Raw genomic sequence first — 15,968 nt, 5'->3', positions numbered from 1 at the left:
ATATGAGCACAAATCTGTTAATCGGGAAAAAAAATGATGCGCAAAACTACAATTTATGCAAAGAATGCCCTCTCGGAAAAGTGATGCAGTAGGGTGTATCCTAATAATCCCATAGCAAACCTTCCCCTACCACTTGAATTCTCCGCCAGGACATCTTTTATCCGTTAACCTTAAACCTTCAGTTTTAAAACCGTATATTAGCCTTTAGTAATACACTGCCAAACCATGAAGAGTTCATTACCCCCCATTGTAGAAAACGATCCCTATTTACTGCCCTACGCCGATGTTATTCTACGCCGCCAAGAGCTAGTTCGGCAGCGCCAAAGCATACTCTGCAGGGGAAGAAAGTTGTCGGAAATTGCCTTGGGCCATCTTTACTTTGGTCTGCACAAAACGCCAAAAGAATGGATATTTAGGGAGTGGGCACCAAATGCAATGGCCATTTATCTGGTGGGTGATTTCTCCGATTGGAAAATTGATGAAGCGTATTCGCTTACTAGGAAACTATATGGAAATTGGGAGATAACGCTACCACTAAAGACACTTAAGCATGGACAGCACTATAAGCTGTTCATAAAATGGGAAGGTGGCGAAGGCTACCGTCTACCTGCCTATGGCAATCGAATGGTTCAAAACGAAGAGACTAAGGTTTTCGATGCTGAAATCTGGGCCCCTTCGCATCCATTCCAATGGAAGAATCCCGATTTCGAGCCAAGCAGCACCCATCCCCTAATTTACGAAGCCCACGTCGGCATGAGTGCCGAGGAGGGCAAGGTATCCTCCTACAACGAGTTTACAGCGCACATTCTTCCGCGCATTAAGAAGGATGGATACAACACGGTGCAGCTCATGGCCATTCAGGAGCATCCATACTATGGGTCTTTTGGCTATCATGTATCCAATTTCTTTGCCGTATCGTCGCGCTTCGGCACTCCCGACGATCTTAAACACCTCATCGACACCGCGCATGGGTTGGGATTAGCTGTGGTGATGGATCTTATTCACTCCCACTCGGTGCAAAACGAAATGGAAGGGCTTGGATTGTTCGACGGAAGTGGCTCGCAATACTTCCACGCGGGAGCCCGCAGGCTGCACGTAGCATGGGATTCGCTATGCTTTAATTATGGCAGACCGGAGGTGCTGCATTTCCTCCTCTCCAACTGCCAGTATTGGCTCGATGAGTTTAAGTTTGATGGACTCCGCTTCGATGGCGTCACGAGCATGCTTTACCTCGACCATGGACTAGGAAAAGACTTTACCGATTACCGTATGTACTACGATGGCGCACAAGATGAGAATGCCATTGCCTACCTAACCCTTGCCAACAAACTCATTCACGAAACCCATCCCAGCGCCATAACCATTGCAGAGGAGATGAGCGGAATGCCTGGGCTCGCCACCCCACTAGAGGAGGGCGGCTATGGCTTCGACTATCGCTTGGCCATGGGCATACCCGACTATTGGATTAAGGTAGTAAAGGGACTCCCGGACGAGCAGTGGGATGTGGGCAACATCTACTACGAGCTCACCAGTCGTCGTGGCGATGAAAGCACCATCTCCTATGCCGAATCGCACGATCAGGCATTGGTGGGCGATCAAACGCTGTTCTTTCGACTTGCCGGAGCTGAGATCTACACCCACATGGACATGGGCCTCGACAACCTAATAATCGATAGAGCAATTGCCCTTCACAAGGTTATTCGGCTCATCACGCTCACTACGGCAGGATCGGGATACCTCAACTTTATGGGAAATGAGTTTGGACATCCCGAATGGATCGACTTTCCCCGGAAGGAGAATAATTGGTCCTACCTGTATGCGCGCAGGCAATGGAGCCTTGCCGAGAATAGCAAACTAAAATACCAATGGTTGCAAACCTTCGACAACCAACTTATTGCACTAGCCAAGAAAAGTGATCTGTTTTCGGAAAAGTACACGTCACTAAGACACTCCGACACGCCCAACCAGGTGCTAGCATACAGCCGAAAGGATTACCTTTTTGTATTTAACTTTAACCACGCACAATCCTACACCAACTATCCCATACCGGTAGAACCCGGCACGTATAAAGGCGTCTTCACTACGGACGATCTGGAATTTGGAGGCCAAGGCAGGGTCGATAACCGCGTAAAGCATCTCACCATTGGCGGAACGAATAGCTTTGGACTCGAAAATTTAATGCTCTATCTCCCAACAAGAACTGGATTGGTATTAAAAAGACTCTAGGCTATACCGGCTCACCGAAATAAGCCCACACATAAAAAACTCACCTGCCGTTACAAAAAAAATGAGCCGTAAAAATATGGCTCATTAATCATTTTCTATCAGAATATCAATTCACTACTTCGGCTTATAGGCCCTTGCCACCAACCGAACATATGGCGGATCGCCATACGGTCTGCGAACATCGCGGGTAGTGATAAGCACAATTGTAGCACCAAGAAGAGCCGCTTTCTTTTGAATGGTAATGGTTGCGCTGCGCTCGAGATCACGAGCATCCACATACTTTTCGCGTGTTCCTTCATCGACACCCTCCACTTCACCTACGTCTACCATATCCTTAATAGCAGCCGTGCGCTTTTTAAGAACCTTAACATCCTTCCACCCGCCTACCTCGCGGATATCAACCTCACGCGCAGATATGGTCTCTACACGTCCATACTTGTAAATTATCTTTTGCACATATCTACGATCGACCGCCACCATCTTTACATCGCCCGGGAAACCGTAAAAAAGATCTCTAAAGGTAAACTTCTTCACATTGGCCAATACCTTATCGCCATTGAGGAACACAATGGTATCGGTCTGCTCCTTGTTACCTACCTTTGCTAAAGCCAACCCATAGTTTTGGGATGAGTAGGTATAGTTAGGATCAAGCGGTGCGTTGGGAATAATAACAGCGGGAGAATTAACGGCATTCACGCCTGTAGAAGAACTATCGGACTTAGATACAACAGTATCTTTAGCAATCGAAGGCACGTTAAGCGTATCGACCGAAGAGGAAACATTAGTAGAATCGGGAGTTACTGTGATTACAGGTAAATCGATCTTCTTGGCAACGGAATCGATTACTTGAATAGAAACCGGAATAACATCCTGAATAACCAAACCAGTAGAGTCCTTTACAACTCTTGTAGTATCGGTATTTTGAGCCCACAATGAACTCGACATGATTACGGCAATAAGAAATAAGAAAAGGAAACGCATAGTAAATTGGCTTTGATACAAAAGTAGGAAGATAAAAAAAGTTCACAACCATCCTTTCCTCAAAAAAGAGAACTATTTAATATTTTGCTTGATTCATAGAGGTACTGCAAGGTTTAAGGAAAAAAGAACGAACATAGCAAACACCTTCAAGCACCGACTTATGATAGTATAAACCCAATTAATATGCAGATATTGTCCAATCAAAGGTCAGATTATCATCGAAAAGTGGCACGAGGTTTGAAAGAAATGATTGGAGGCATTCAAACAATTTGCCGATTTTCCAGAAATAAAACTAAAGCATAATACCATGAAGAAGTATAGTTTTTTAGCAGCAGCAATGCTCTTCACAACATTGGCAATTGGACAGGTTTACCAACAAGAGAAACCATACATAGAGGTTACCGGGATCGCAAAAATGGAAGTGGTCCCCGATCAAATCTACTTGCGCATTATGCTGAAGGAGCGAAATGAATCCAGGGGAAAGATCTCCATTGAACGACTCGAAACGGATATGAAAGGCGCACTAAAACGTGCAGGAATCGACATAAAGAATCTCTCGCTGCAAGATGCCGAAAGCGACCTCACCAAGATTTCCCGTAGAAAGCAAGACGTGCTCATCTCCAAGACTTACCAACTGGTGGTATCCGATGCAAAAACCGTGAGCAGTGTGGTAGACGAATTGGGAAAAATCGAAATAACCGATTTGAACATTGTAAAGGTTAGCCACTCGCTTATGGAAACCTTGCGAAAGGATGTGCGCATTCAAGCCATGAAAGCCGCAAAAACAAAAGCCGAATATCTGTTAGACGCTATTGGAGAGAAAGCAGGAGCCGCCACCATGGTGGTGGAAAACTCTTGGATGGAGAATATGCCACAAGAACAGTTTCGCAGCAAAGAGGCCAACGTAATGATGAGCGGAAGCGAAGCAAATTCGGAATACGAACTATCATTTTCAAAAATTACGCTGGAAGCTAGGATGCAAGTGCGATTTGCTATTGAAGGAAAGTAATTGAAACAGGACAATGAGATTTCCAGTAGCGTAGAAAGGCCATAATCGAGTCGATTTAATAAAGAGAAACAAGAGAGTATTAAGAAGCAAAGTGTGGCAACTTTTTGTCGATGCACATAAAAGCAAAAAGAGAGGCGACCATTAATGGCCGCCTCTCCTAGTATAGTATGAGTGATTACTTTTTCTTGCTAAGTTTATGTTTCTTTACGAAATCACCAAGAACTCCGGTTAAATCTGGCTTACCAATCTCGGCTAGATCATAGTAAACACGGGTGTTTGGCTTTTTGATCTTAATAATTCGATTAAGGTCAATTGGCGTACCAATGATAACACTATCGCAATCGGTTCCGTTAATGGTAGCTTCAAGATCCTTAAGCTGCTGAGCACCGTAACCCATAGCAGGAAGAATACGGCCAATATTGGGGTAAATCTCAAAAGTCTCCTTGAGCTTGCCAACCAAGAATGGACGAACTTCCACTTCCTCGGAAGCACCAAACTTACGAGCAGCAATGGTACCAGCACCAATCTTCATTTCACCATGGGTAAGGGTAGGACCGTCTTCCACAATTAAGCAGCGTTTGCCCTTAATGATATCGATATCATCAACAGTAATTGGAGATGCCGCATCAACAACAATTGCTTTCGGATTGCATTTGGCAATATTTTCGCGAACAATCTGGATTCCTTCAGGAGCCGCAGAGTCCATTTTGTTGATTACAACTACATCGGCCATGCGGAGGTTAACCTCACCCGGGTAGTAGGAAACCTCATTGCCCGGACGGTGTGGATCGGCAACGGTAATGGTAAGATCGGGTTTATAAAACGAGAAGTCGTTATTACCACCATCCCAGAGAATAACATCGCAACCGCCTGGATCTTTTTCGGCAGCACGAAGAATATCCTCATAGTCGACGCCAGCATAAATAACATTACCGCGAACTACGTGTGGCTCGTATTCTTCCATCTCCTCCACGGTGCATTTATGCTTCTTAAGGTCGCCAACCTCAGCATAGCGTTGAACGCGCTGAGCAACTAAGTCGCCATAAGGCATAGGGTGCCGAACAGCCACAACCTTCAATCCTTGGCTCATGAGATATTCAACCACCCGACGGGATGTTTGTGATTTACCGCAACCAGTACGCGTTGCCACCACAGCAATTACTGGTTTGGTGCTCTTAATCATAGTTTCCTTTGGACCAAGAAGCATGAAGTTTGCTCCTGCGGCATTTACTATCGAGCTAATGTTCATAACACGATTGTAAGGTACGTCGGAGTAGGAAAATACACAGTCCTGCACATCCAAATCCTTGATCAATCGAGGAAGTTCCTCCTCGGCAAAAATTGAAATTCCGTTAGGATAGTTCTTGCCTGCCAATGCAGCGGGATACTTTCTACCGTCGATATCGGGAATTTGAGCAGCAGTAAATGCTACTACGTTGTAAGAATTATTGTCACGGAAAAACGTGTTGAAGTTGTGGAAGTCTCTACCGGCAGCACCGATAATAATCACATTTCTTTTTGACATAATGGCTCCTTTTTTGTTAAGAATTAGTAGTTAGTTTGTAGTATTGGCCTTATCGCCTCTCCAAAAATAGGATATTTAAGTTACCATTAGCATTAAATATTACTTTTTTTAATGGAATATTTTTATCCGAAACAACTAATAATCTTTAGCTTTACGCGGAGCAATCACTTCTTGGAAATTTATACAATTTGGCAAAAACAGAACAAAATAATTATCCTCGATAAAAGTTAATAGCAACCGCTGAAATAAAATAAAACTGTAAAAATGAAACTGTATAAAATGAAAATAAAATGAATTTTCTTGCACACATATATTTATCGGGAAAAGACGAGTTAATTCAGTTGGGAAACTTCTCTGGCGACTACGTAAAGGGAACAAACTTCACCGCCTACCCCGAAAAAGTGATCATCGGGCTTAAAATGCATCGCACTATCGACAACCTCACGGACAGTCACCATTCATTCCTAGAGAGCAAAAAACGACTAGTTCCGGTCTATGGTCGTTATGCAGGAGTGGTAGTGGATATATTTTATGATCATATCCTCGCCACCACATGGGATAGCTATTGCGCTACGGCACTCACTCCTTATACCCGCACGTTTTATTACAATATGGTGCGCAACTACCACCACTTGCCAAAAGATGTAAAATACTTCTTGCCCTTTATAATACAAAGCGGACGATTGGCATCCTACGCCACCATAGAAGGAATTGGGGAGGCCCTCAACATTATGTCACGACGCACAAGTTTACCAAATAGAACCGAGGCTGCCATTGAATTGCTGGAAAAAGAATACCATGCATTTAGAAGTGAATTCGAAATACTCTTCCCCTTCTTAATCGAATCGGTTGAAGAAACCTATGGTATTCAATGCGGATGCAATGCCCCTGCTAACGATCGGAACTTATCTTTATAAATACAAAGAGGAGAACCGTAAACGACCAGAGAGAAGAACCTCCATAGCTAAAGAAGGGCAATGGTATACCTATCACAGGAAAGAGTCCAATGGTCATAGCGATATTAACCACAAGGTGAAAGAAAAGAATGGAAAGCACCCCGTAGCCATACATTCGAGCAAATGCCTGCTTTTGTCGTTCGGCAGTACGCTGAATTCTAAATAGTAATACAACAAAGAGGCTTATAACGATAGCCGATCCTACAAAACCCCACTCCTCGCCTACGGTGCAGAAGATAAAATCGGTACTCTGTTCCGGAACAAAGTTGTACTTGGTTTGTGTTCCCTGAAGAAAGCCCTTACCTAAAAAGCCACCGGAACCAATAGCCACCTTTGATTGGTTTAAGTTGTAACCCCAACCTAACGGATCGGATTCAATTCCAAGTAAATCTTTGATACGTGATTGATGATGAGGTTCCAATACGTTATCGAAAACATAATCGACCGAATAGGCAAGTCCAGCACTCGTCACAAAGAAAACAAGTATGTAGAAGATGGATCGTATTTTTTGCTTTAGAGCATAAATAACGGCAAAAGGGAAAAGCATTAACACCGCAATAACCAGCGAAACATAAGCGCCAATCTCCAGGTGAACGGCTTTTACAAGGAAGAAAATGGATGTCGACAAAGTGGCTATAACCGCAGCCAAACCTAATATAACAACACCCTTTCGCAGTAAAAAGAAAAGAGCAGCAAGCCCGATCACTACCAGCCCGATCATAATAGCGAGCATAGAAAGTTTAAGCGTAAGGATAAAAAGTATGGCAGCAAATGCCATGATCACAAGAACCCATCCCGACATTCCCTCACGATAGAGCATCAAGGTTAAGGCCATAAAAACCATTACCGACCCCACATCGGGCTGAACCAAGATAATAAGCATTGGCAGCCCCAGCAAAGCACCTACTTTTAAGTAACCCCTGATGGTTTTAAAAGTAAAATCATAGGAACTCATTAGGCGTGCCAGCGCCAACACGGTGGTAACCTTTACAAATTCGGCAGGTTGTATCCCACCAACACCCCTGATAAATATCCACGATTTAGCCCCATTCACCTCTTTTCCTAATACAAAAACCGAAAGCAATAAAAGTATGGATAGAGCATAGAGCGCATAGGCAAACACATAGTAAAACTTGCCATCCACCGCAAGGGTAAATATGGCTAACACAACGGCTGCAGCTATCCAGATCAACTGCATTCCATAGCGCTGGGTTAGGTCGAAGATACTATAATGCTCCTCATTAAAAACAGCAGCATAGATATTCATCCAGCCCATAAACACCAGCACCAGGTATATGAGAACTAGCGTCCAGTCAATTCCACTCGCAAAATCACTTTTTCTTGCCACTTCGCTTGGAGTTAAGTAAGTTAGCTTCAATTAGAAATTTCTCATAATCGGGACGCGATACGGTATCCTTAAGATATTTCTCGATCATCATACTTGCAATGGGAGCGGCATAGGTTGCACCAAAACCACCATTTTCAACGTAAACAGCAATGGCGATTTTGGGATTATCCTTGGGCGCGAATGCAATAAAAATGGAATGGTCTTCCCCATGTGGATTTTGAGCTGTTCCAGTTTTTCCGCATATATCAAGACCGGGAACAGCAGCACGACGTGCAGTGGCACCACTTCCAGGAGCACCATTCACGGCAAGATACATACCCTCGACGATGGGTCGAAAAAAAGAAGAATCAATTAAAACCTGATGCTTAACCTTAAATTTTTCATCTATTCCGTTTACACCTTGAATACTGCGGACCAAATGAGGCGTATAGTAGAAACCCCTATTGGCCATGATGGCAGTCATATTGGCCATCTGAAGCGGTGTAACCCCTAATTCGCCCTGTCCAATAGCCAACGATATAATGGTAAGAGCTTTCCAGTAATTCTTTCCGTGTATTCGATTATATAGTTCGGGCGAAGCAACAATCCCATTTAACTCATTAGCAATATCAGATCCCAGTCGTTTACCAAACCCAAAAGAGAGGACATATCGACGCCATGAGGCTAAGGCCTCGGGAACAGAGCCAAACTTTGGATTCTCCATAATATTCCTAAAGACGTAGCAGAAGTAAGCATTACAACTGTTCTCCACCGCATGCACTAAATCGAGGGGAGATCCATGTTCATGGCAAGCCACTCCACGTCCATAGGGGTATCCCCCGTGGCAAGCATAGCGAATTTCAGGGCGAAGAACCCCGTCCTGTAATCCGATCAAACCATTGATCAACTTAAAGGTCGAACCGGGAGGATACATCGCCATGGAAGCCCTATTGAATAGCGGTTTTAACGAATCGGACTGGAGTGCCTTAAAGTTAACAGTGCGCTCCCTACCTACCAAAAGGGACGGATCATAACTTGGGCTACTAATGAGTGCTAGAATCTCTCCGGTAGAAGGTTCTATTGCAACAATGCTACCCAATTTATTGACCATTAGTTTTTCACCAAGGGCCTGTAACTCGGCATCTATACTTATGGTCATACTCTTCCCAGCAACGGCAAGAGAGTCGAATTTACCATCGGCATAGTTGCCTTTTATCTGGTTATGGACATCAACCATATAGATAGTTACCCCTTTTTGACCCCGTAACTCTTCCTCATAGATCTTCTCCAACCCATTTATCCCAATGTAATCGCCGCGCTTGTAGTAAGGTTTTTTTTCAATTATACGCTCCTCAACCTCACCTACATAGCCAAATAGTCCCCCTGCTATATGGAAAGGGTAGTCGCGAAGGGTGCGGGTTTGCACATAGAAACCAGGGAATAGAAACATCTTTTCCTGAAAGCGGGCATAATCTTTTGCTGAGATCTGCTTAATAAAAGGATACTGTTTGTAAGCAGAAAAATAGGGAGATCGCTTCATCGCCCTAAAATTATCGAGAACTTGCTCCTTGGTAATATTTAAAAGTTTAGCAAACTCGACGGTATCAAACGCGGTAACTTGTCTTTTCACAATCATTAAATCGTATGCAGCTTGGTTGCTCACCAATACTTCACCTTTGCGACTGTATATTAATCCTCGAGCAGGATACTGAGTAACGTAATGAAAAACGTTATTGCTGGCTGTAATCTTATAGGAGTTATCCAACACTTGAATAAAAAACAAGCGAAATAAAATTGCCGCAACAGCGGCAACTATGATGGATGAGATTACAAATTTCCTATCAAAACTAACGTCCACGTTAAACTAATTATTAAGCAGAGTATTACTCTTTATAAAACAGAAGCTGCGATAGCACAATAATGACAAGAGTGAATACGCTGCTTAGGATGACTCGCAAAAAGGTGAAAAAGAATCCATGAAACGTAAATGCCTCTAGGTAAAAAAGCGTAAAATGGTGTATGAGGATGCATAGGCCCGCATAACGAAGAAACCAAGGCAAGCCAAATCCTGCCATCGTAGGGACAGGTCCTTGATTATAGTCATCGCGATTCGAAAAGAGCGCAATAATATTAGGTCGTATGAATGCAAGTAGCGTCGTAGCAAATGCATGAAAACCCAACGTATTAGCAAAAAGATCGACAGATAACCCCAGCAAGAATGCGGTCACGAGCATAATCCAACGCGGAGTATTCAGGGGAAGCATTAAAACGAACAAGATGTAAACATAGGGGTTTAGATAACCACTAAGTTGAATGTTGCTGAAGAAAAATTCCTGCAGCAACACCAGCAGAACAAATAGTCCAAAATACTTTAGTAAGTACTTAATCATTCTTGATATCTATACTTTCCAACTGAGTTTGCTCCTCAGATTGGACGTTATCAACTAAATACACATAGTTCAACTTCTGAAATTCGCTGGATAATTTTACGCGAATTCGGTAAAAACTCCCCCCAGTCATGTCAAAATCCTTAATAAAGCCAAGCATAATACCTTCAGGGAACATGGAAGAATACCCACTGGTAACAACCGTATCGCCCACAACCACATCGGCATTTTGTGGAATTTCGGAAAGAATTACAATATCTTGGCTAATACCATCCCAAGCGAACGAACCAAAGTAACCCGTACGTCGGAGTTTTGCACTTACCTTCAAATCGGTATTGAGCAGGCTTATAACCGTAGAGTAGTTCTTGGAGCAACTCTTCACAACACCAACCAAACCATTGCTAGTAATTACCCCCATCTGTGGTCTTACTCCATTGGATGTTCCCGCCTTAATGGTAATGAAGTTATGCTGTTTATTCACAGAATTACTCACTACCTTAGCACTATAGTAATGATACTGCGCAACAACTTTGATTGCGGTATCCTGCAAAAGTGTATCCGGGACATATGGCGCAATATTCGTTTCCATATCTCCATAATCGGCCAATTTTCGGCGGAGGTTCAGGTTCTCCCGAACCAAAATATCATTCTGATCGCGGAGATCCACGTAATCGGAAATGCCCCCAACCCAATCATGCAGGGCACCGCTAACACTTCGTGCCGCAGACACCATGCGATAGCGCTGATAAAGGCTATCGGATGATATCAGAACAAGCGCTATAACCTCTAAAAAGACGAAGAGGAAGATAATATGATAGCGGAAAAGAAAACGAATTAAACTATTCATCCAGAATCAATCTACTATCGGATTAGGAAAGAGAAGCGATCAACATTCTTAAGAGAGATACCAGTACCTCTAGCTACAGCGTGTAATGGATCCTCGGCTACATGAAAAGGAATGTTAATCTTCTCTGTTAAGCGCTTATCGAGTCCGCGAAGCAGTGCACCACCTCCTGCGAGGTAAATTCCCTTAGTAACAATGTCGGCGTAAAGTTCCGGAGGAGTTTGTTCTAGCACACCCAAAACAGCGGTTTCTACTTTCGAAATCGATTTATCGAGGCAGTGAGCAATTTCCTGGTAAGAAACAGGGACTTCAATTGGGAGTGCAGTCATCAAGTTTGGTCCCCTTACAATATAATCGCTTGGTGGGTTATCCAAATCGGGAAGTGCGCTACCTACAGCAATCTTAATATCTTCAGCGGTGCGATCACCAATTTTGATGTTGTGCTGATGGCGCATATATGCCTGAATATCGGCAGTAAAACCATCTCCAGCAATACGGATACTTTTATTACAAACAATACCACCAAGTGCAATCACAGCAATCTCCGTAGTACCACCTCCTATATCCACAACCATACATCCCGATGGCGCTTCCACGTCGAGACCAATTCCTAAGGCAGCAGCCATTGGCTCATAAATCATGTAAACATCGCGTCCACCAGCGTGCTCGGAGGAGTCACGAACTGCACGTATTTCCACTTCAGTGCTTCCCGAAGGAATGCAGACAACCATCCGTAAGGAAGGCGTAAACAATCTGTGTTTGGGGTTAATCATTTTAATCATTCCGCGAATCATCTGTTCCGCAGCATTAAAGTCGGCAATAACTCCATCACGCAAAGGCCTAATGGTCTTTATGTTATCGTGTGTTTTGCCGTGCATCTGACGAGCCTTTTCACCAATAGCAATAAGTTTACCGGTATTTTTATCAATCGCCACAATAGACGGCTCATCCACAACAATCTTATCGTTATGAATGATGATAGTGTTTGCAGTCCCAAGGTCGATGGCCAGCTCCTGCGTTAAAATCGAGAACAATCCCATATATTCAATTCTTAATGTCAATTAGTGTTTAAAATGGCGAACACCTGTAAAAACCATCGCCATGCCATTGGCGTTACAGTAATCAATGGTATCCTGGTCTTTTACCGAACCACCGGGCTGAATTACCGAAGTAATACCTGCGTTATGAGCAATCTCTATGCTATCGGCAAAAGGGAAGAAAGCATCGGAGGCCATAACGGCACCCGTAAGGTCGAAACCAAAACTTTTTGCTTTTTCAATGGCATGCCGCAGAGCATCCACCCGAGAAGTTTGCCCAACACCACTGGCAAGCAGCATCCCATCTTTAGCCAAAACAATGGCATTGGATTTAGAGTGCTTTACAAGTATATTGGCAAACATCATATCGGATATCTCCGCCTTTGTTGGACTCTTAGTGGTTTTCACCTGCATATCGGCTTCCACTTCGGTTTTTAAATCCTTGTCCTGAACCATTACACCATTGAGCAGCGAGCGAAACTGCTGCTTACCCAATGCATGTGGTTTCCGAACAAGAATAATCCTATTTTTTTTTGTCTTTAACACATCCAGCGCTTCCGGAGAGTATTCCGGTGCAATGATAACCTCAAAAAAGAGAGTGTTAATATCGGTGGCAACATCTGCAGTAACCGCTGTATTGGTAATAAGAATTCCGCCGAAGGCCGAAATTGGATCACCGGCTAGGGCATCCTTCCATGCAGTCATCAGCGAAGGGCGCGACGCAGCACCACACGCGTTGTTATGCTTTAGAATGGCGAATGTAGTTTCGGAATACTCGTCAACTAAATTTATTGCGGCGTCAATATCGAGCAAATTATTGTAGGATATCTCCTTGCCGTGCAGCTGGGTGAAAATTGCATCAAGGTTGCCGAAGAAGGCACCCTTCTGATGTGGGTTTTCGCCATAGCGCAACTCCTTTTTTCCCGACACGCTAACCTTTATGGCATTGCCGCTATCTCCGGAAAAGTAGTTAAAGATAGCAGCATCGTAGTGCGATGAAACATTGAATGCTTCACGAGCAAAGTTTCTGCGCTGCTCAAGGGTTGTTATTCCACTGCCTGACTCAAGAACATGCAACAACTCGCCGTATTGGTTCCTAGAGGCAACAATTGTCACATCATTAAAATTCTTTGCAGCCGCCCGAATAAGGGAGATCCCGCCAATATCGATCTTCTCAACAATAGCCTGATCTGCAGCACCTGATGCTACCGTTTCTTCGAAAGGGTAAAGATCTACAATGACGAGGTCAATCTGAGGTATTTCGTATTCAATCAATTGATCTAAGTCACCTTGCAACTCACGTCGCGCCAAAATACCACCAAATACTTTGGGATGTAGTGTTTTTACCCGACCACCCAAAATTGAAGGATAACCAGTGAGACTTTCAACCGATTCGGCCGCCACGCCCAACTCGTGAATGAAGGATAAAGTTCCACCAGTGGAGTATATTCTTACACCAAGGTGATTCAACTTCTTCACCACCAAATCAAGACCATCCTTGTAATAAACAGAAATTAAAGCACTTTTGATTTTTTGCTCATTACTCATAGCGGCAATATTTTTTTTAGCAAAGATAAAAGAACCAACCAAAAAAAACATCAATTAAGACAATTAGTATTGTTATTTTCAATGCTTTTTCTGGATATCAGTTTTTTGACCTTATATATTCCTCAAAAGAGCATTAATCTTTAGAGAATACGTGTAGTCTTACTCAAAAAAAATGCAATTTTGTTCTTTGGATTTCCATCAAACAAAAAGGATTTCGACCATTATGTGTGCAACCCAACCGAATTGCATTGAATGGTTTGTTTAATTGAGCTAAATTGCAATCGATCTTAACACATACGAAAACAGAAACAATTCGAGCATTTAAACATTATTTGCAGGCGGCAATACAGGCTCGGATCGATCATTAAAATAAATCAACAGACAAATGAAAGTTTTACGACAGATAGTTGAAAGTTTTATCTTCGCCTTACACGCGGCAAGCGTGAATAGGTTGAGAACATTTCTATCCCTGCTTGGAATCACTATTGGTATTTTCGCCATCATTTCGGTTCTAACGGTAATTGATTCGCTGGAACGTAACGTTCGTAACAGTTTACAATCGCTCGGCAACAACGTAGTTTACGTTCAAAAATGGCCTTGGATGCCGCCCGAAGGAGAAGAATACGCTTGGTGGAAATTTATGAATAGACCACAACCAACCTACAAGGAATACGAGACAATTGAGCGAAAAGTAAAGGGTGCCGAGGCTTTTGCTTTTCTATTTGGATCGAGATTACAACCAACCTACAAAAATGCCTCCGTTTCGGACGCAGCCGTGCTGTGCGCCACGCACAGTTACGATCAGATACGATCCTTTGAAATAACAAAGGGACGTTACTTCTCGGTACTTGAGGCGAATCAAGGCAAGGCATTGGCTATAATTGGGATTGACGTAGCTACTCAACTATTTGGGAAAGAAGACCCTCTTGGCAAGATGATCAAAATAGGGCGCAACAGGGTTACCGTGATCGGAGTATTCAACCGCGAGGGCAAAACCATGCTGGGCGATGAAAGCATCGACAAGGTGGTGCTGGTTCCTGCACTTTATGGTCGAACCTTTGTGGAACTTAGGCGAGCAAACCCAACAATCATGATAAAAGCACTCCCCAACATCCCCACCGATGAGGTAATGGATGAGGTGAAGATGATTCTACGGGCAGAACGCCGAATTAGACCGCTAGAAGAGGATAGTTTTGCGCTTAATCAACTTAGTCAACTATCACAAGGTCTCGACAAGATTTTTGGCATTATCAACATTGCCGGGATTATTATTGGTGGATTTAGCATTTTGGTGGGAGGATTTGGCATTGCCAACATCATGTTTGTCTCGGTAAAGGAACGCACCAACATGATAGGTGTTCAAAAAGCGTTAGGGGCAAAACAATACTTTATACTGCTGCAATTCTTATACGAATCGGTAATTCTTTCTATTGTGGGAGGCGGGATTGGGCTTTTTTTGGTCTTTATTGGGGCCATTAGTATAAGTTCCCCCGCTTTCGAAATCTCAGTATCGTTGCGTAACGTAATTACCGGTCTTAGCATTTCGGCTGCAATCGGGATTATTTCCGGTTTCATACCTGCCTATACGGCATCAAAACTCGATCCGGTAGAAGCCATCAACGCCAAAGTATAAAGATAGAAACAGATCTGATGTTTTTTCGAAGCAGATGATAAATCGAGTAGGTAGGGGGATTGCTCCCCCGCCCTCTCACACCACCGTGCATGCTCTCGCACACGGCGGTTTCCTTAAATTGGTTAAACGTTCGTATTTTAATACAAGGTTGTACAAGCCTTGCTCCTCAAACCATAAAATGCTCATAGCCTGATTGGCTTGTGGGCATTTTGCTTTCCGCCAATGACCTTTGCCCGAAAGCGCTAAAATCCAGCTTTGCCATTCCTTGACCCCCATGCTTTCTAAAAAGCGCTGGAGCGTTATCACCCTTTTACATTGCTTAAGCCTAAAACAGCGTAACTTGCGCCGTATCCATTGGTCGGTCGATTGTAAAAGTCCACGGCATTTTGCATGCTGAAAATAGGTTAACCACCCGCGCAATACTGGTTTCAGCTCGGCGATAACCTGTCCGAGGCTCACCCCTCTGTTGCGCTTGGTGATTGCCCTGATTTTCTC

Annotated in this window: 13 protein-coding genes; 4 read left to right on the top strand and 9 right to left on the bottom strand. The window is 43.6% G+C overall.

Features of this window, described 5'->3' with window-relative positions; genetic code table 11:
- Nucleotides 1–225 precede the first annotated feature (225 nt).
- Nucleotides 226–2,226 (top strand): alpha amylase C-terminal domain-containing protein, encoded by a 2,001-nt coding sequence (locus BLS65_RS05405; RefSeq protein WP_092436681.1) that lies wholly within the window; start codon nucleotides 226–228, stop codon nucleotides 2,224–2,226.
- A gap of 114 nt (nucleotides 2,227–2,340) precedes the next feature.
- Here the strand turns inward: BLS65_RS05405 and BLS65_RS05400 are convergent, their stop codons facing one another.
- A complete protein-coding gene (locus BLS65_RS05400) occupies nucleotides 2,341–3,207 on the bottom strand; it encodes a hypothetical protein (protein ID WP_092436679.1) in 867 nt (288 codons plus the stop codon).
- 307 nt (nucleotides 3,208–3,514) lie between these two features.
- Between BLS65_RS05400 and BLS65_RS05395 the strand changes: the two genes are divergently transcribed.
- Nucleotides 3,515–4,216, top strand: coding sequence for an SIMPL domain-containing protein (locus tag BLS65_RS05395; protein WP_125869775.1), 702 nt, complete (start codon nucleotides 3,515–3,517; stop codon nucleotides 4,214–4,216).
- Between the two features lie 175 nt (nucleotides 4,217–4,391).
- Here BLS65_RS05395 and BLS65_RS05390 read toward each other — a convergent pair whose 3' ends face one another.
- On the bottom strand, nucleotides 4,392–5,741 hold the full coding sequence (locus BLS65_RS05390; protein WP_092436675.1) for a cyclic 2,3-diphosphoglycerate synthase: 1,350 nt from the start codon (nucleotides 5,739–5,741) through the stop codon (nucleotides 4,392–4,394).
- A gap of 290 nt (nucleotides 5,742–6,031) precedes the next feature.
- Here BLS65_RS05390 and BLS65_RS05385 point away from each other — a divergent pair, with 290 nt between their 5' ends.
- Nucleotides 6,032–6,658, top strand: coding sequence for an acyl carrier protein phosphodiesterase (locus BLS65_RS05385; protein WP_092436673.1), 627 nt, complete (start codon nucleotides 6,032–6,034; stop codon nucleotides 6,656–6,658).
- On the opposite strand, the gene rodA is transcribed toward BLS65_RS05385, so the two are convergent.
- Genes rodA through purH form a run of 6 tightly spaced genes read right to left on the bottom strand, consistent with a single transcriptional unit; the run spans nucleotide 6,633 to nucleotide 13,840 of the window.
- A complete protein-coding gene (gene rodA / locus BLS65_RS05380) occupies nucleotides 6,633–8,045 on the bottom strand; it encodes a rod shape-determining protein RodA (protein WP_244500665.1) in 1,413 nt (470 codons plus the stop codon). The genes BLS65_RS05385 and rodA overlap by 26 nt on opposite strands.
- Nucleotides 8,029–9,882 (bottom strand): penicillin-binding protein 2, encoded by a 1,854-nt coding sequence (gene mrdA / locus BLS65_RS05375; RefSeq protein WP_092436671.1) that lies wholly within the window; start codon nucleotides 9,880–9,882, stop codon nucleotides 8,029–8,031. Before mrdA ends, rodA begins: the two co-directional genes overlap by 17 nt.
- A gap of 25 nt (nucleotides 9,883–9,907) precedes the next feature.
- Entirely contained in the window at nucleotides 9,908–10,414 is a 507-nt protein-coding gene (gene mreD / locus BLS65_RS05370) for a rod shape-determining protein MreD (protein ID WP_092436669.1), read from the bottom strand.
- On the bottom strand, nucleotides 10,407–11,258 hold the full coding sequence (mreC, locus tag BLS65_RS05365) for a rod shape-determining protein MreC (protein ID WP_092436667.1): 852 nt from the start codon (nucleotides 11,256–11,258) through the stop codon (nucleotides 10,407–10,409). Before mreC ends, mreD begins: the two co-directional genes overlap by 8 nt.
- Nucleotides 11,259–11,272: 14 nt before the next feature.
- Nucleotides 11,273–12,295 carry a rod shape-determining protein gene (locus tag BLS65_RS05360; protein ID WP_092436665.1) on the bottom strand — a complete coding sequence of 341 codons (1,023 nt, stop codon included), beginning with the start codon at nucleotides 12,293–12,295 and terminating at the stop codon, nucleotides 11,273–11,275.
- Nucleotides 12,296–12,316: 21 nt separating this feature from the next.
- Nucleotides 12,317–13,840: a bifunctional phosphoribosylaminoimidazolecarboxamide formyltransferase/IMP cyclohydrolase gene (gene purH / locus BLS65_RS05355; protein WP_092436786.1), complete on the bottom strand. Its 1,524-nt coding sequence runs from the start codon at nucleotides 13,838–13,840 to the stop codon at nucleotides 12,317–12,319.
- 385 nt (nucleotides 13,841–14,225) lie between these two features.
- On the opposite strand from purH, the gene BLS65_RS05350 reads away from it, so the two are divergent.
- On the top strand, nucleotides 14,226–15,473 hold the full coding sequence (locus BLS65_RS05350) for an ABC transporter permease (RefSeq protein WP_092436663.1): 1,248 nt from the start codon (nucleotides 14,226–14,228) through the stop codon (nucleotides 15,471–15,473).
- 75 nt (nucleotides 15,474–15,548) lie between these two features.
- On the opposite strand, the gene BLS65_RS05345 is transcribed toward BLS65_RS05350, so the two are convergent.
- Nucleotides 15,549–15,968 (bottom strand): group II intron maturase-specific domain-containing protein (locus BLS65_RS05345; protein WP_317039056.1); only part of this gene is annotated, 420 nt, incomplete at its 5' end.

Source organism: Williamwhitmania taraxaci (assembly GCF_900096565.1).
GTDB classification, from domain to species: Bacteria; Bacteroidota; Bacteroidia; order Bacteroidales; family Williamwhitmaniaceae; genus Williamwhitmania; species Williamwhitmania taraxaci.
Note: the sequence above shows the minus strand (reverse complement) of the source record. Positions and strands in the feature narration are given on the sequence as shown.